At 55.5% G+C, this 17,020-nt stretch carries 14 protein-coding genes and 1 tRNA gene; 7 read left to right on the forward strand and 8 right to left on the reverse strand.

Going from position 1 to position 17,020, the window contains the following annotated elements; translation table 11 throughout:
- Nucleotides 1-2 precede the first annotated feature (2 nt).
- The 7 genes from dppB to C0557_RS24880 all read right to left on the reverse strand — a co-directional run bounded on the left by dppB (nucleotide 3) and on the right by C0557_RS24880 (nucleotide 8,175).
- A complete protein-coding gene (dppB, locus tag C0557_RS24850; RefSeq protein ID WP_007369570.1) occupies nucleotides 3-1,022 on the reverse strand; it encodes a dipeptide ABC transporter permease DppB in 1,020 nt (339 codons plus the stop codon).
- A 134-nt stretch (nucleotides 1,023-1,156) separates the two neighbouring features.
- Nucleotides 1,157-2,764 carry a dipeptide ABC transporter periplasmic-binding protein DppA gene (gene dppA, locus C0557_RS24855; RefSeq protein WP_208662063.1) on the reverse strand — a complete coding sequence of 536 codons (1,608 nt, stop codon included), beginning with the start codon at nucleotides 2,762-2,764 and terminating at the stop codon, nucleotides 1,157-1,159.
- Between the two features lie 675 nt (nucleotides 2,765-3,439).
- Nucleotides 3,440-3,516: transfer RNA gene (locus tag C0557_RS24860), tRNA-Pro, on the reverse strand.
- A gap of 91 nt (nucleotides 3,517-3,607) precedes the next feature.
- Nucleotides 3,608-5,290 (reverse strand): kdo(2)-lipid A phosphoethanolamine 7''-transferase, encoded by a 1,683-nt coding sequence (gene eptB / locus C0557_RS24865; protein ID WP_208662065.1) that lies wholly within the window; start codon nucleotides 5,288-5,290, stop codon nucleotides 3,608-3,610.
- A gap of 198 nt (nucleotides 5,291-5,488) precedes the next feature.
- A complete protein-coding gene (locus C0557_RS24870; RefSeq protein WP_007369567.1) occupies nucleotides 5,489-5,920 on the reverse strand; it encodes an organic hydroperoxide resistance protein in 432 nt (143 codons plus the stop codon).
- A gap of 118 nt (nucleotides 5,921-6,038) precedes the next feature.
- Complete coding sequence (locus C0557_RS24875) at nucleotides 6,039-7,241, reverse strand: MFS transporter (protein ID WP_208662067.1); 1,203 nt, start codon at nucleotides 7,239-7,241, stop codon at nucleotides 6,039-6,041.
- A gap of 244 nt (nucleotides 7,242-7,485) precedes the next feature.
- A complete protein-coding gene (locus C0557_RS24880; RefSeq protein ID WP_208662069.1) occupies nucleotides 7,486-8,175 on the reverse strand; it encodes an autotransporter domain-containing protein in 690 nt (229 codons plus the stop codon).
- Nucleotides 8,176-8,321: 146 nt separating this feature from the next.
- On the opposite strand from C0557_RS24880, the gene tag reads away from it, so the two are divergent.
- Together tag and C0557_RS24890 are read left to right on the forward strand one after the other, a co-directional pair.
- Complete coding sequence (tag, locus tag C0557_RS24885) at nucleotides 8,322-8,900, forward strand: DNA-3-methyladenine glycosylase I (RefSeq protein WP_208662071.1); 579 nt, start codon at nucleotides 8,322-8,324, stop codon at nucleotides 8,898-8,900.
- On the forward strand, nucleotides 8,881-9,327 hold the full coding sequence (locus tag C0557_RS24890) for an N-acetyltransferase (protein WP_074776184.1): 447 nt from the start codon (nucleotides 8,881-8,883) through the stop codon (nucleotides 9,325-9,327). The genes tag and C0557_RS24890 overlap by 20 nt, the downstream gene beginning before the upstream one ends.
- On the opposite strand, the gene C0557_RS24895 is transcribed toward C0557_RS24890, so the two are convergent.
- A complete protein-coding gene (locus C0557_RS24895; RefSeq protein WP_208662074.1) occupies nucleotides 9,290-11,620 on the reverse strand; it encodes a molybdopterin guanine dinucleotide-containing S/N-oxide reductase in 2,331 nt (776 codons plus the stop codon). The genes C0557_RS24890 and C0557_RS24895 overlap by 38 nt on opposite strands.
- A gap of 205 nt (nucleotides 11,621-11,825) precedes the next feature.
- Between C0557_RS24895 and C0557_RS24900 the strand changes: the two genes are divergently transcribed.
- The 5 genes from C0557_RS24900 (at nucleotide 11,826) to ghrB (ending at nucleotide 17,006) form a co-directional block, all read left to right on the forward strand.
- Nucleotides 11,826-12,842, forward strand: a complete 1,017-nt coding sequence (locus C0557_RS24900; RefSeq protein ID WP_208662077.1) for a LacI family DNA-binding transcriptional regulator — start codon at nucleotides 11,826-11,828, stop codon at nucleotides 12,840-12,842.
- Nucleotides 12,843-12,955: 113 nt separating this feature from the next.
- Nucleotides 12,956-13,717 (forward strand): sugar phosphate isomerase/epimerase, encoded by a 762-nt coding sequence (locus tag C0557_RS24905; RefSeq protein ID WP_208662079.1) that lies wholly within the window; start codon nucleotides 12,956-12,958, stop codon nucleotides 13,715-13,717.
- Nucleotides 13,710-14,651, forward strand: coding sequence for a sugar kinase (locus C0557_RS24910; RefSeq protein WP_208662081.1), 942 nt, complete (start codon nucleotides 13,710-13,712; stop codon nucleotides 14,649-14,651). The genes C0557_RS24905 and C0557_RS24910 overlap by 8 nt, the downstream gene beginning before the upstream one ends.
- 91 nt (nucleotides 14,652-14,742) lie before the next feature.
- Nucleotides 14,743-16,035: an MFS transporter gene (locus tag C0557_RS24915; RefSeq protein ID WP_208662083.1), complete on the forward strand. Its 1,293-nt coding sequence runs from the start codon at nucleotides 14,743-14,745 to the stop codon at nucleotides 16,033-16,035.
- The gene (gene ghrB / locus C0557_RS24920) at nucleotides 16,032-17,006 is read left to right on the forward strand and encodes a glyoxylate/hydroxypyruvate reductase GhrB (RefSeq protein WP_208662085.1); all 975 of its coding nucleotides are present in this window, start codon (nucleotides 16,032-16,034) and stop codon (nucleotides 17,004-17,006) included. The genes C0557_RS24915 and ghrB overlap by 4 nt, the downstream gene beginning before the upstream one ends.
- Nucleotides 17,007-17,020: the final 14 nt, after the last annotated feature.

Here is a 17,020-nt window from a genome sequence, read left to right on the forward strand (position 1 = left end):
CCTTACTTCTTATGCCGAATACGCGGGTTCACCACGCCGTAGAGCAGGTCGACCAGCAGGTTGACGAGGATAATCATCGTCGCGACCAGCAATACCCCGCCCTGCACCACCGGATAGTCACGGCGTTGCAGCGCATCAATCAGCCAACGGCCCAGACCCGGCCAGGAGAAGATGGTTTCCGTCAGGATCGCGCCCGCCAGCAGCGTGCCGACCTGCAAACCGATAACCGTCACCACCGGCAACATCGCGTTGCGCAGCGCATGCACGATGATCACGCGCATGCGGGTCAGCCCTTTTGCGCGCGCGGTACGGATGTAATCTTCACCCAGCACTTCCAGCATCGAGGAGCGGGTCATACGCACGATCACCGCCAGCGGGATAGTGCCGAGCACGATGGCCGGTAGGATCATATGCGCAAGGGCATCGATAAAGTTGCCCTGCTCGCCCCAGATGGCGGTGTCTATCAGCATAAAGCCGGTTAACGGATTGCTGTCGTCAAGGAACACCATATCGCTGACGCGCCCGGAGACCGGCGTCAGGTTGAGCTGCACCGAAACCAGCATAATCAGCATCATGCCCCACCAGAAGATAGGCATGGAGTAGCCGGTCAGCGCAAGGCTCACCGCAGTATGATCGAAAATAGAGCCACGTTTGACGGCGGCCAGCACGCCCACCGGAATACCCACAGCGACCGCAAAAATCATGGCGCAGATACCGAGTTCCAGCGTCGCTTTAAAACGCGGCACAAACTCGTCCCACACCGGAAGTCGGCTCTTCAGAGAGATGCCTAAGTCACCGTGCAATACGCCCCAGACATAGTGGACATATTGTTCCCAAAGCGGCTTATCAAGACCAAGCTCAGCCAGCAATTGAGCGTGACGCTCAGGAGAGATACCACGCTCACCCGCCATGATCATTACCGGGTCGCCGGGGATCATATGGACAAAGGCAAAGGTGAGAAGGGTGATACCGATAAACGTTGGGATAACCAGCCCCAAACGTCGGAGAATGAACTGCAACATAACCCGGATTCTCAGTAGTGACGCAGCGCCTGGCGGCGGCGCGTCTGTATTGCTCACAAACAGGAACTCCCTCCGCAGAGGGAAAACACTTTACCCCCTCTCCCGGAAAGGAGAGAGGGCTGCTATCGTGCTTATTATTCGACAGACACGTTTTCGAAGTGGTGTTTGCCTAACGGATCAACAACATAGCCTTTGACTTCTTTACGCACCGGCTCATACACGGTGGAGTGAGCGACGATCAGCGCCGGAGCCTGGTCATGCATCACTACCTGAGCCTGTTTGTAGAGTTCAACACGCTTGTTGTGGTCGTCGGTTGCGCGAGCCGGTTGAATCAGATCTTCAAACGGCTTGTAGCACCAGCGAGAGTAGTTGGAACCGTCTTTCGCCGCTGCACAGCTAAACAGGGTGGCGAAGAAGTTATCCGGATCCCCGTTGTCGCCGGTCCAGCCCATCATCACCGCCTGGTGTTCGCCCGCTTTCGCGCGCTTCAGGTATTCACCCCACTCGTAGGTCACGATTTTGGCTTGTACGCCAACTTTCGCCCAGTCAGCCTGAATCATCTCAGCCATACGGCGAGCGTTCGGGTTGTACGGACGCTGTACCGGCATCGCCCACAGCTCAACGGTAAAGCCTTTATCCTGACCGGCTTCTTTCAGCAGCTGTTTCGCCTTCTCCGGATCGTAGGTGTAGTCTTTAACGTCGTCGTTATAGCCCCACATGGTTGGCGGGATCAGGTTTTTCGCCGCCACGCCAGCGCCCTGGTATACCGCTTTGATGATCGCTTCTTTGTTCACCGCGTAAGTCAGCGCCTGACGCACTTTCACGTCATCAAACGGTTTCTTCTCGGTGTTGAAGGACATGTAGCCGACGTTCAGGCCAGCCTGCTCCATCAGCGTGATGTTTTTGTCCTGCTTCATACGAGCGATATCCGCCGGGTTCGGGTACGGCATAACCTGGCACTCGTTTTTCTGCAGTTTGGCATAACGTACGGAAGCATCCGGAGTGATGGAGAAGACCAGACGATCGATTTGCGGTTTGGTGCCCCAGAAACCGTCAAACGCTTTGTACAGGATGCGGGAATCTTTTTGATATTGCAGCAGCTGGAACGGACCAGTACCGATCGGGTCGAGGTCCACTTTCTCCGGCGTACCGGCTTTCAGCATGTTGTCCGCGTACTCTTTGGAGAGAATAGAAGCGAAGTCCATTGCCAGGTCGGCCAGGAACGGTGATTCCGGACGGGTCAGCACGAACTGAACGGTATTGTCGTCGACTTTCTTCACTTCGCTAATCAGGTCAGGCAGACCCATGCCTTCGAAGTATTCGTAGCTGCCGCCAGAGACTTTATGGTACGGGTTCTGATCGTTTTTCTGACGGTCGAAGGAGAACACCACGTCATCCGCGTTGAAATCGCGCGTCGGTTTGAAATCTTTGTTGTCCTGCCACTTCACGCCTTTACGCAGGTGGAAAGTGTAGGTTTTGCCATCAGCGCTGATATCCCACTTCTCAGCCAGGCCAGGAATCACTTCCGTGGTGCCGATTTTGAATTCCACCAGACGGTTATAAATCGGTACGGAGCTGGCATCATAGGTGGTGCCAGAGGTGAAAAGCTGTGGGTTAAAGCCTTCAGGCGAGCCTTCAGAACAATAAACCAGGGTTTTAGCCTGCACGCTTGCCGCGACGGTCATGGCCACCAGGCTAAGACCGAGCTTCAGCATCCCTGACTTCTTCAAGGAAATACTCATTGATTCTGCTCCAATGTGATATGTGTTGTTACCCATGCAGTGGGTATGTCCGACAGACCTTTATTAGTTTTTTACCCGGTCTGGTCGGTTGTGCCCGAAGGCGTTATGAGAGATGGGGATTCCTTTCACAAGGTTGACTGAGTTGCAGTGCAGATTCTCCTTGAAATGCCCCTCATGCCCTACAATCTGTCAACAGAATGTCAAAACGTCAATACAGGTAACCGGGATTTACAACGACGGTGAGAATCGGTAAACAAAGTTTAAAAAAACTTCAAGCCTCTATTTTCAGCAGGGAAATTTGTGCTACCGCCGCTACATCAGAATAATTCGCTTATTAATCTTCCAAAGCCAGTGATTAACTTTCATGCAGATTATGAAAAATTTCTTGCAGAATGATGATTATCTGAGCGATTAATGCCGTGAACGCTAAAACGCACAGCGAAAAATGCTGTCATTATCCATAAGCAACGCGAAAAAAGATCCAAACATATATAAAAAAATACAATGGAATATCGTACAAAATTGTGAACTGGCAGCGAGAAGTGGGGATAACAGAGATTTTCGCTCATTTCGCCGGATGGCGCTGCGCTTATCCAGCCTACGGGAACGCGTCAGGCTATTTTCCAGGATGCAGAAAGCAAAAAACCCAACCTTGCGGTTGGGCTTTTTTGAATTTGGTCGGTGATAGAGGATTCGAACCTCCGACCCCTTCGTCCCGAACGAAGTGCGCTACCAGGCTGCGCCAATCACCGAATGCGGGGCGCATCTTACTGCCGTGATGCTACCCCGTCAATCCCCTAATGTAAAAAAGCATACTGACTGGCGATAAAGCCAGCAGAGCGCTTACTTCGCCGCCTGAGTCGGCAAATGGCACCAGTTATTGTTCTCGTTAATCCCGCCATTTGGCGAGGTATAACCGAGGCAACCCATAATGGTGTCGTACAGTTCAACATGGCGACGCGGCGTTTTAAACGCTGCCTGCTGCTTAAGCTGGGCAAACATCTGCGCCTTTTGCGGATCCTCAAGATACTTGTCGGACATCCACACCATCATCGGCACGCGGAACTGCTCCGGTGGCGCCATTTTGCGCGGCGTACCGTGCAGATGCTCCTTTTCATTGATTGACTCCCCGTGGTCAGCGGCATAGAAAATGATCGCTTTCCGGTCGCGCATCTTATCAATCACGCTATCGATAAAGTGATCGACATAGCTGACGGAGTTATCGAAGGAGTTAATCAGCTCTGCTTTGCTGCACTTGTCATCGACGCCGACACACTCCGGCGTCCACTGCGCGAAGCTGCGCGGATAACGCTGGGTATAGTTAAAGTGTGAGCCTTTGGTATGCATAATAATCAAATGCTTACCTGCGGATTTATTGTCCAGAGAATTCTGCATTTCATCGACAAGCAGCATATCGTCTACGCTTCTGCCACGGTTACGCGGCTCGGCGCCAATCTGCTCGCGATACGCGATGTTGTCAGCCATGGTATTGCTGTAGAACCACATCTCGCTCTGCATGGCGTACAAATCGCTGGCGAAGCCCAGCTGTTTAAGCACGGCAAAGACGTTTTGCTCTTTCAGCGTGCGCTGCGGGTTATCTTCCGCGCCGCCTTCACGGACAAACATGCAGCGCAGAGAGAGCTTGGTCGCGGTGTCGCATGAGTAACCGCGAAACGCCACGAGGTTCTTCTCTTTCGCCAGATTCGGCGTGGTATTGCGCGAGTAACCCAGCAGCCCCATATGATCCCAACGCGTGGTCTCGCCAATAATGAATACCACCCAGGTATCATCGATATCTTTTGGCGCGACATAGGTAAACTTCGTCGCCGGGTTGATCAGCGATTTATTGCCGGAAGATTCATCCACCTGTGCCCAGGCATACAGCCCCAGCGCAGAGAGCCAGTTTGACGGCAGATAGGAGTTCGCCACTACCCCGCCATAGCTCGGCATATCAACCTTTGACGTTCGCTCGGCCTGTTTCTGCTCCATGTCCAGCAGGCGAATTGGCCCCCAGACCAGCAACCCCGCCAACAGCACCAGACCCAGGCTGCGAATGCGCATCCCCGGCGTACGCAGCTCGTTCAGCAGCGTAAAGCGGCAGCGGTTGCCCCAAATCAGCAGCAACGGCAGCGCACTCACTGCCACCATCCAGACAATAAGCTGCCAGCCCACCACTTCTTTGGAGAGATCGATATCCGTGGTCATTACCGAAGCAATGATGCCGTAGCCAATCACCACGTTGAGAAACGTCATGTAATAGCTGGCAGCCGCAGAGCACACCACCACCAGCGAAGCCAACACGCGCCAGACACGGCGTCCCGTCAGCGACAACAGGCGTAATAAAAAGAAAGTGACCAGTACCGTACCAACGAGTTCAACAACTGCGGAGATACCTTTCAACGCAGTGAAGGATTGCGCATATCCATCAAACCGACGGAAAAAAACCGCGCTATTCATAAACAGACCGATATATAGCGCTAGCAGGAAGCTCAGCTTCTGCTGCGTCATTGTTTTGATATAACTCATGCAAGCAACTCGACAACTAAGGGGAAAGAACCTGACTCAGGCAGGCTATTAATCAGCAGCGGAAGTTAACAGCGGAAACTTCTGAAGCGTGGTAAGTAGACCATAGCGGGGCGGAAAAGTGTCATGCGGAAAGCTTAACCAGCCATATATTTACAAAATACATGGCTGGCGTCAGAAAATTAGCACTAAAAGGCGTTATCAGGAGGTAATCACGTTAAGTTTTACGTCAATGTTGCCACGCGTTGCGTTGGAGTAAGGGCACACAATATGTGCTTTTTGTACCAGCGCTTCGGCTTCCTGATGATCCATGCCCGGCAGGTGAATATCCAGTTGCGCTTCAATACCAAAACCGGTCGGTAGTGGCCCAATGCCAACTTGTCCTTCAATGTAAGCATCCTGCGGTACTTTCTTTTTCTCTACCGAGGCAACATGTTTCAGCGCTCCAAGGAAACAGGCTGAATAGCCTGCGGCAAAAAGCTGCTCCGGATTAGTCACTTCACCGCCAGCGCCGCCCATCTCTTTGGGTACGCCAAGTTTTACATCCAGAACACCGTCAGAGGAGGTCGCACGCCCATCACGGCCACCGGTTGCTTTTGCTTTAGCGCGATAAACTACTTTTTCTAAAGACATCATTAGACTCCTTCAGTAAGGAAGAACCTGACCAATAAGGATAGACGCTCTGGAGAAGGTTGGCGGCAGAGACAGAAAAACCGCCAAAACGGCGGCTTTTCATGTTGTCGGTTAGCCATCAGGCGTGCGCTTCTTTATATACGCTACGCTGCGGCTGACGAATGGTGGTGGAGAGCGCCAGTGAAAGAATCAGCAGAGCGAAGATAACGCAGAAGGTGACATAGAAGCCGCCAAACACCGACGCAATCAGCGAACCACAGATACTGCCGATACCGAAGCCCAGGTAAATCACACCGTAGTTTTTCGCCAGGTTGTTGAGGCCGAAGAACTCGCTGACCAGCGACGGGAACACGGTGATCGTACCGCCGAAGTTAAAGGCGACACAGGCAATGGCTGCGAAGTACGTGGTCGCATTCAGCGGTGCGAACAGCAGAGCCGCCATACCGACCAGCGAAATCACCTGACCGATAGTAATCACACGAATACGGGCAATTTTGTCAGAGAGAATGCCGAGAACCAGGCGACCGCTGAGGTTAGCAATGGCGATAATGGTGACCGCATTCGCCGCTGTTGCGACATCCAGATGAACCATGCCCTGAGCGATATCTTTCGCCACACCAATCACATACAGGCCGCTCATGCAGGCGGTGAGGAACATAACGGCCAGCATCCAGTATTGCGGTTTACGCATGGATTGCGCCAGGGTGAAGTCGTTTTCAACCACGCCATTCACGGTAGCGGCTTTCTGCTGCGGCGCATCGGTCATCAGGGTTGCGCCGAAGACAATCATCACCAGCGCAATCAGGCCCCAGATAACAAAGGTTTTTTCCAGGCCAACACTTGCCAGCAACTGGCTGTCGATGAATTTAAAACCGAGGCTGCCGAGGCCATAAGAACCAATAGAGAAGGCAGAAATCAGGCCTTTACGTTCCGGGAACCATTTCACGCAGTTCGAGAGCGTTAACAGATAACCCGCACCATCTGCCAGACCCACCAGCACCCCTGCGCTCATCCACAGCATCAACAGGTTGTTGGAGTGCGCGGTCAGGAAGAACCCCAGACCCAGCAGAATACCGGAAGCCATGGTGACGCGTTTCACGCCAAAGCGCTCCTGCAATTTCCCGGCAATAGAGGATGAAAGCGCCAGGCCAAGGCTCAACAAACCGAAAGAGAAGGCAACCTGACTGACGGGCTCGTTCAGTTTTTCCGCCAGCGAGCTGTTGAACAGGCTCCAGGTATAAACAGACCCTAACGCGAATTGCGTAATAATGGTGCCGATAAGCGTCAGCCAGCGGGTGTGATTAGCAGTTGAAGTTTTCATGGCAGTTGTCCTGCAGAAATAAAAGAGAAGTTTCACTGCCGACAACCATAACGAAGCGCATTTCATGCCAGGTGAAAAAAGGCATGAAATGCAGCAAAGGAGGAATGAAATGCATCTAAGCGGGAATGAATGACACAGTGGAATTTCATGCCATCAATAAATCAAGGTAAGTTAGTACATACTATCAATAAGAAACGCGCCAGCTATTGTTTCTTAAGTGTAAAAAGTTTGTTTTAAGCGTGCTTCAAAAACGTGCACTAACGCCCATAGTGTATAAATAATGTTGCCCCAGCGTTACATTTTCCGACTGCGATAACGACGCATAAGCAGCGAGGTGCGGGTTCAACAGCATATCGGCGCCTAAGGTCACATCCATCCAGTTACCGTACTGGTTCGCCGCCGTTAAGCGATTAAGGCCGGACTGGGTTTTCCAGACGTTATCGCCGAACTGCTGATTGAAGCTGACTTGCGCCCACGGGCGAAGGTCGCCAAAACGGCTGTCTACGCGCCATCCAAGCGAGCTAATACTGGCGTGCCACAAGGGATCGCTGTACTGCGCGGCGGTCGCGCTGTCGCCAAATTCGTTATACATTGAGGTGGTTGAGCCATCGTAATGCCAGGCCGCAACCGGGCCGGTGGTCACGCGGCTGACCAGCGGAATGTTCCAGCCAATACTCATGGTGCTAATCGGATCTAACGGTGTGTCATCCGGCAAATTCAGCGCAATACCCGGCGAATTTTGCGCAGAGCGGATACGCTCTTCCAGAATATCGTTATAACGTGGTTGTCGTTCGCTATCCCAGGTATAGCGTTCGGTCGCGGTGCTTTGCGGGTCGGTAACAATATATTCTTGCTGCCACGCCGCCGCCGTCTGAACAAAAAGCAGACACGCAGGCAGCAGCGCCAGCGAAAGGCCACTGTTATTTATTTTCATCAAGTTGCGACTCCAGAAAAGAGCCGAATCCGGCGTATTCGTTATCATTGTTTATGGGCTAATGCCCTTTACTAAATATTGTCTTTCTGGTGTGCGCGTCAAGGCAGGCGGACGTTTATTTTACCAGGCATAAATGGAGTAAGAATATGCAGCGTTGTGGTTGGGTTACTCAGGATCCTCTGTATCTCACGTACCATGATACCGAGTGGGGCGTCGCGCAGAGGGATGGTAAAAAGCTGTTTGAAATGATCTGCCTGGAAGGGCAACAAGCCGGGCTGTCATGGATTACCGTATTGAAAAAACGGGAAAATTATCGCGTGGCTTTTCATCAATTCGAGCCGGAACGCGTAGCGGCGATGAGCGCAGAAGATGTGGAGATTCTGCTGCAAAATGCTGGCATCATTCGCCATCGCGGCAAGATAGAAGCCATTATTGGCAACGCCCGCGCCTACCTGGCAATGGCGCAAAACGGCGAGTCATTTTCAGAATTTGTCTGGGGGTTTGTCGATAACACGCCGCAAATCACCCAGGCGGCGACGCTCGGCGAAATTCCAACCTCAACAGCAGCGTCAGATGCTTTATCAAAGGCGTTGAAAAAGCGCGGCTTTAAATTCGTCGGCACCACCATTTGCTACTCATTTATGCAGGCCTGCGGTCTGGTCAATGACCATATTACCGGCTGCTTTTGCCACCCCGGAGGCATGCATGATCCGCGCGTGGCATAGCCGGGATTTATCGCCGCTGCTGACGCTGTGGATGGAAAGCACCTGTTTTGCTCATCCGTTTATTGACACGCGCTATTGGCAGGAGAGCGAAGCGCTGGTGCGTAATGCCTATCTCCCGTCGGCGAAAACCTGGGTCTGGGAAGCGAATGGCGAACTGGAAGGGTTTATCAGCGTGATGGATGAACAATTTATCGGGGCGCTGTTTGTGCGCCCTGCCGCCATTGGCCAGGGAATTGGCAAAGCGCTGATGAATCACGTCAAACAGCGCTTTCGTTGGCTAAGCCTGGAGGTGTACCAGAAAAACGAACGGGCGGTGAAGTTCTACCATGCGCAGGGCTTTCGTATTGAAGAGAGCGCCTGGCAGGAAGAGACCCGCCACCCGACGTGGATCATGAACTGGCAGGCGGATCAAAGGCCGTCAGCGTAAGCGCCGGGCCGGTATATTTCTCTACCCACGCCAGCGCCGTGTTTCCTGCACAGCCATTGCCCAGCCGCGAGCTGGGCAGATCTTTGGTCAGCACGTTCACGGCGCCGTTTTTACAGATGCCGCCCGCCGCAGGCTCCAGATCCGGCCAGGCGCCTTCGTGAATACAGATCACGCCAGGCTTGATACCCTCGGTCACCACCGCCCCCGCCAGAACCTGCCCGCGCGCATTCCAGACGCGCACAACATCGCCCGCGACAATTCCGCGCGCCTGCGCATCGGCGGGATGCAGGGTAATGGGCTCGTGGCCTGCAACGGCGTACTGTTCACGTAAACGGGTAAAGTTTAGCTGGCTGTGCAGGCGATGCGCCGGATGAGCCGACAGCACCTGCAACTGTTCCGGTTCGGCATTACCGTGCCATTCGTCCGGCTCCAGCCACATCGGATGCGGCGGACAATCAGCGTAGCCAAAGCTACGAATGCGCTCCGAGAAGATTTCGATTTTGCCGCTCGGCGTCTTCAGCGGGAACTGTGCAGGATCGCGACGGAAATCGGCAAAGCGCACAAAACGGGCGTTCTGCTCGCTTTCCGGCATCTCAATCAGCTGGTTTGCTGCCCAGAATTCGGCAAACGGCGGTAACGTCACCTGCTGGCTGGCACCGCGTTCAGCGGCAATGTTGTAAAAGGTTTCCAGCCACTGAAGCTCGCTTCTGCCCTCGGTAAAACGCTCGCGACCACCCGTTTCCCAACGCTCACTCAGCTCGGCAAACACTTCCCAGTCATCGCGCGCTTCATACTGCGGAGCGACCACGCGCTTCATCGGCACCAGATGCTGATTGCTGTAATCGCCGGTCATCGTCAGATCGTTGCGCTCAAACGAGGTAGTGGCAGGCAGAACGATATCCGCATGCTTCGCCGCTGCCGTCCAGAAACACTCCGAAATCACCACCAGCTCCGGCTTCTGCCAGGCGCGGATCAGGCGATTGGTATCCTGATGATGGGTAAAGTTCGCGCCGCCTGCCCACCAGACAAAACGGATCTGCGGGAAGTGCCTGTCCATACCATTATGCTGATACGGCGCGCCGGGGTTTTCCAGCGCTTCCACAATGCGGGCGACCGGGATTTTATCCACTGCGTCAACACCGCCCTGCACCGTGCCCTGCATCGACGCCAGCACGGCTGCGCGCCGCGTCGGGTTACCGCCGTTGGCAAAATGGTAAGAGAGACCAAAACCGCCGCCGGGCGTGCCAATCTGCCCGAGCATCGCAGCGAGCGTGACCAGCATCCAGTGTTTCTGCTCGCCATACTGCTGGCGCTGCATACCCCAGCCGGACATCAGCATGGTGGTATTTTCATGGAAAAGTTGCGCCAGTTCGCGGATTTTCGCCGCATCAATGCCGCAAATTTCCGCTGCCCATTCTGCCGTTTTCACCACGCCGTCCTGCTCGCCGGTCAGGTAGGCGGCAAACGTGGAATAGCCTTCTGTGCAGCGGGCCAGGAAGTCGTCATCCTGCCAGCCGTTTTCCACCAGCGTATGGGCGATGCCCAGCATCAGGGCGACGTCGGTTCCCATATGCGGAGCAATCCACTCCATGCTGTCGCCAAAGAAATCAACGGTCTCCGATCGCATCGGATCGATACAGATCACCCGCTTGCCGCTTTTACGCAGCGCATCAAAGTATGGAATGCCCTGTTCGTCAGTCGCATTCCAGGCAATTTTCAGGGTGTTGAGCGGGTTCGCGCTCCACAGCACCACCACGTCGCTGTGCTCCAGAATCAACGGCCAGCTGGTCTGCTGCTGATAGACTTCGTTGCTGCCAACGACGTGCGGCATGATCGCCTGCGCCGCGCCGGTGGAATAGTCGCCCAGGTGACCAGTGTAACCGCCCGCCAGGCTCATATAGCGTTGCAGCAGCGTCGCCGCTTTATGCAGCACGCCGTTGGAACGCCAGCCGTAGGAACCGGCAAAAATAGACGACGGGCCGTAGCTGTCGCGAATCCGTTTGTGCTGGGCGTGGATCAGCGCCAGCGCATCGTCCCAGCTCACGCGCACAAATTCGTCCTGCCCGCGCACACCCTGCGGATTTGACGGCGAAGCGAGAAAGCCTTTGCGCACCATCGGATAGCGCACGCGCGTCGGGCTGTGCACTTGCTCCTGCACCACAGTTTGCAGTGAGTTCGGATGGCGAGTCGGTAGCGCGCCGCGGGAAGCGAGCACGTTTTCACCGTCGGTTTCGACCAGCATCGGGCCCCAGTGGGCCGCCGTAAGAACTGTTTTGATAGCAGGGTTTGCCAAAGCGCGCTCCTGAATAGCTTGCAGGTGATGGCGGCACGATGCCGCTCTGATGTTCTGTTCGCTCTATCATCCACAGCCGCGGTGTAATCGCAAAGAATTAAACGTCATTACGCGCACACTCCGGGTGATATGCCTGTGTTAGTGCTTGATTGCCCGCGATTTCGCGCTAAGGTGTGGACAATCATTTACGGCGAGGGAAGCAGCAATGGCGAAAACGGCGCGCCCAACCATCAGCGATGTGGCAAAAGCAGCGAAAACGGGGAAAACCAGCATTTCACGTTACCTTAACGGTGAAAGGCATCTGCTGTCGGCCGCCTTGTTGGCGCGCATTGAGCAGGCCGTTGCCGATCTGGATTATCGCCCAAGCCTGATGGCGCGCGGTCTTAAACGCGGCCGCACCCGCCTTATCGGCCTGATCATCGCCGATATCACCAACCCCTATTCAGTGCATGTGCTAAGCGGCATCGAAGCGGCCTGCCGGGAAAAAGGGTTTACGCCGCTGGTCTGTAATACCAACAACGAGCTGGATCAAGAGCTTCATTACCTCGACCTGCTGCGCAGTTATCAGGTAGAAGGCATCGTAGTGAATGCGGTAGGCATGCGTGAAGAAGGATTAAATCGGCTGCAACAATCCGCCCTGCCGATGGTGCTGATTGACCGTAAAATCCCTGATTTCGCCTGCGATGTGGTTGGGCTGGATAACACCCAGGCCGCCACCACGGCCACAGAGCACCTGATTGAGCAGGGTTTTGAAGCATTACTCTTTCTCAGCGAACCGTTGGGAACGGTAAACACCCGCCGCGAGCGGCTCAGCGCCTTTCGCGCTACCCTCGCCCGCTATCCGGGCGTGGTGGCGGAAAACGCCGAAGTGCCGCTGCATGAAGCGGCGTTACTGGACAATGCCCTGCGCCAGTTCCATGCCCGCCACCGCGGGATGCGCAAAGCGGTGATCTCCGCCAACGGCGCGCTGACCTTACAGGTCGCGCGTTCACTCAAACGCATCGGCCTGAACTGGGGCAGCGACATCGGCCTGCTCGGTTTTGACGAACTGGAGTGGGCCGAGCTGGCGGGCGTAGGTATTACCACGCTTAAACAGCCAACCTGGCAAATCGGTTATGCCGCTGTAGAGCAGGTGGTACGGCGCATTGAAGGCCAGAGCGACACGGTGCGCGAGCAGGTATTTTCCGGCGAACTGATTGTCCGTGGCTCCACGTCTCGTTAACGACACTGCGTGATAGCGATCATAAATTCAACATACCGCGCTTTTCTTTGGAACCGGTTCCATCTAGCGTTAAAGACAGAATCTATTTGCTGTCTTTGCCGGGGAGCCGGAGTATGCCGAGAAAAATTATCGTTGTTACCGCCGCATACGGTCATGACACGATCCACACCATGGGCGGGCAGATGGCCCTGCTGCCGGTTATCGCCGCCGCCGGGGCTGACGGCGTAGAAATCCGCCGCGAGCTGCTGAGCAGCGAGGAGATCGACCGTCTGTCCTCGCTGGCGTTCGCCATTGAAATGCACAATCTGCAAGCCTGTTACTCCGCGCCGGAGCCGCTGTGCCTGGCGGATGGCGCGCTCAATCCTCGTTTACCCGCTTTGCTGCACGAAGCCCACACGCTGAAAGCCCGCTGGCTGAAAGTCTCGCTGGGCCATTTTACCCATCAGGCGGTACTGGCAACGCTGCGCGACTGGCTGCTGACCAGCCCGGTGCCGCTGGTGGTAGAAAACGACCAGACGGACTGCGGCAAACTTGCGCCGATGCTGCGCTTTAAAGCCGCCTGCCATACCCTCGCGCTGCCGGTGACGCTGACATTCGATACCGGCAACTGGTTGTGGGTCGGTGATTCCCCTGAAGAGGCCGCCCGCCATCTGGCACCCGCGGTCAGCTATATCCACGTCAAAGCGGCTGTCGCCGACGGGCAAACTTTTCGCACCGTACCGCCGGATGAAGCCGATGCCCGCTGGCTGGCGCTGCTGGATAACCTGCCCGCCGACGCGCCGCGCGGTATTGAATTCCCCCTGCAGGGCGACGACCTGATCGCCGTTACCCGTCATTACGTTGAACTGTTACGTAAGGAGCCACGCCATGCATAACGCGCTGGATGTCATCACCATTGGCGAAGCGATGGCCATGTTTGTCGCCACCGAAACCGGCGACCTCGCCGATGCCGGACACTTTATTAAACGCGCGGCAGGCGCAGAACTGAATGTGGCGACCGGCCTGTCGCGGCTGGGGTTGAAAGTCAGCTGGGTCAGCCGCGTCGGCGATGACAGCTTCGGGCGTTTCATCCTCAATACGCTGCGCCAGGAGGGCATTGATACCCGTTGCGTGACGCTGGATGGGCGCTTCGCTACCGGGTTTCAGCTTAAATCTAAAGCTGAAAATGGAACCGATCCCATCGTGGAGTATTTCCGTAAGGGCTCGGCGGCCAGCCATCTTTCGCCGGAGGATTTTAACGCCGACATCTTTAGCCAGGCGCGCCATTTGCACGTTAGCGGCGTGGCGGCTGCGCTATCGGCAACCTCCTATGCTCTGCTGGAACATGCCGTCGCGCGGATGAAAGCACAAAACAAAACCATTTCGTTCGATCCGAATCTGCGCCCGGTGTTGTGGAACAGCGAAGCCGAGATGGTGGAGAAACTGAACCGCCTCGCCTTTCAGTCCGATTGGGTTCTGCCAGGGTTGAAAGAGGGCGTCATTCTGACCGGCCAGCGCACACCGGAAGGGATCGCCGATTTCTACCTGCAACGCGGCGTTCAGGCGGTGGTGATCAAAACGGGCGCCGATGGCGCGTGGTTTAAAACCGCCAGCGGCGAGCAGGGCGCGGTGCCGCCGGTCAAAGTGGAAAATGTTGTCGATACGGTCGGTGCCGGAGATGGTTTCGCCGTGGGCGTACTGAGCGCTCTGCTGGAAGGTAAAACCCTGCCTGAAGCGGTACGCCGGGGTAACGCCATCGGCGCAATGGCCATTCAGGTGCCGGGCGACAGCGAAGGATTGCCGACACGCGCGCAGTTGGGCGCGTTGTAGTTGTAAAGCCTGAAGTTATTCAACCAAAAACATCCGCCGCACTGTGCCCTACACACAGGCGGTAAGTAACCTCAACCATAGAGGCAATCTTATGAGTAACGCGACAAATTCGTCCAAACGCTGGCTGTACATCATGCCAATTGTATTTATCACCTACAGTCTGGCGTATCTCGACCGTGCAAACTTCAGCTTCGCCTCCGCCGCCGGTATCAATGACGACCTGGGCATCACCAAGGGCATCTCTTCGCTGCTCGGCGCACTCTTCTTTCTCGGCTACTTCTTTTTCCAGATCCCCGGCGCGATTTATGCGGAGCGCCGCAGCGTCCGCAAACTGATTTTTATCTGCCTGATTTTGTGGGGCGGCTGTGCGTCGCTAACCGGTATCGTCAGCAATATCCCGATGCTGGCCGCCATCCGCTTTATTCTCGGCGTGGTGGAAGCGGCGGTCATGCCCGCGATGCTTATCTACATCAGCAACTGGTTTACTAAATCGGAACGCTCGCGCGCCAATACCTTCTTAATCCTCGGCAACCCGGTAACGGTACTGTGGATGTCAGTAGTGTCCGGCTATCTGATCCAGTCCTTCGGCTGGCGCGAAATGTTTATTATTGAAGGCATTCCGGCCGTGATTTGGGCGTTTTGCTGGTGGGTGCTGGTGAAAGACAAACCGGCGCAGGTAGCGTGGCTCTCCAGTGATGAGAAAGCGGCGTTGCAGGTCCAGCTTGAAAAAGAGCAGCAAGGCATCAAAGCCGTGCGTAATTACAGTGAAGCCTTCCGCTCACGGAATGTCGTTCTGCTGTGCCTGCAATACTTCGCCTGGAGCATTGGCGTATACGGTTTTGTACTGTGGCTGCCGTCAATTATTCGCAGCGGCGGTGAAAATCTCGGCATGGTCGAAGTGGGCTGGCTCTCTGCCGTTCCGTACCTTGCCGCAACGCTGGCAATGATACTGGCCTCCTGGGCTTCCGATAAGCTGCAAAACCGTAAACTGTTTGTCTGGCCGCTGCTGCTGATTGGCGCATTCGCCTTTATCGGTTCATGGGCTGTAGGTGCCCACCATTTCTGGATCTCTTATACCCTGCTGGTGATCGCCGGTGCCGCAATGTATGCCCCGTACGGGCCGTTCTTCGCCATCATCCCGGAGATGCTGCCGCGCAACGTCGCCGGTGGCGCGATGGCGCTGATTAACAGCATGGGCGCGCTCGGCTCATTCTGCGGTTCGTGGGTGGTGGGTTACCTGAACGGCGCAACCGGCAGCCCGTCGGCCTCGTACATTTTCATGGGGGTAGCGCTTTTCGCCTCTGTGTGGCTTACTTTAATTGTTAAGCCTGCTAACAATAAGCAGATTCCGGCAGGCGCACCATCACAAGGGAGAACCGCATGAAGCCGTCTATCATCCTGTACAAAGCCTTACCCGATGATCTGCAACAACGTCTGGCCGAGCACTTTACCGTAACCCAGGTGGCCAACCTGAAACCGGAAACGGTGCAACAGCACGCTGAGGCTTTCGCCACTGCGCAAGGGCTGCTGGGTTCCAGCGAGAAAGTCGATGCCGCGCTGCTGGAGAAAATGCCGCAGCTGCGCGCGACGTCAACGGTCTCGGTAGGCTATGACAATTTTGATGTGGACGCGCTGAACGCACGTAAGATTTTGCTGATGCATACCCCGACCGTGCTGACGGAAACGGTCGCCGATACCATTATGGCGCTGGTGCTGAGCAGCGCCCGCCGCGTAGTGGAAGTCGCAGGGCGGGTAAAAGCGGGGGAATGGACATCCGGCATTGGCGCAGACTGGTTCGGCGTCGATGTGCATCACAAGACAATGGGCATCATCGGGATGGGCCGTATCGGGCTGGCGCTGGCGCAACGCGCGCACTTCGGTTTCGGCATGCCGATTCTCTATAACGCGCGTCGCCATCACGCCGAAGCGGAAGCGCGCTTCCAGGCGCGCTATTGCGATCTCGATACCCTGCTGCAAGAGTCCGACTTTGTGTGTCTGGTGCTGCCGCTGACCGAAGAGACGCATCATCTGATCGGTAAAGCGCAGTTTGAAATGATGAAAAAATCGGCGATTTTCATTAACGCCGGACGCGGCCCGGTGGTGGATGAAAATGCGCTGGTGGAAGCCCTGCAAAACGGCGAGATCCACGCGGCCGGGCTGGACGTTTTCGAGAAAGAGCCGCTACCTGTTGATTCGCCGCTGCTGTCGCTGCCCAACGTCGTGGCGCTGCCGCACATCGGCTCCGCCACGCACGAGACACGCTACAACATGGCGGCCTGCGCGGTGGATAACCTGATTGACGCGCTCAATGGCAAGGTGGAGAAAAACTGCGTCAATCCGCAGGTCGCGGGCTGACGGTTCACCCTGCT

Origin of the sequence: Kosakonia sp. MUSA4 (genome assembly GCF_013085925.1) — a bacterium.
Lineage (GTDB): Bacteria > Pseudomonadota > Gammaproteobacteria > Enterobacterales > Enterobacteriaceae > Kosakonia > Kosakonia sacchari_B.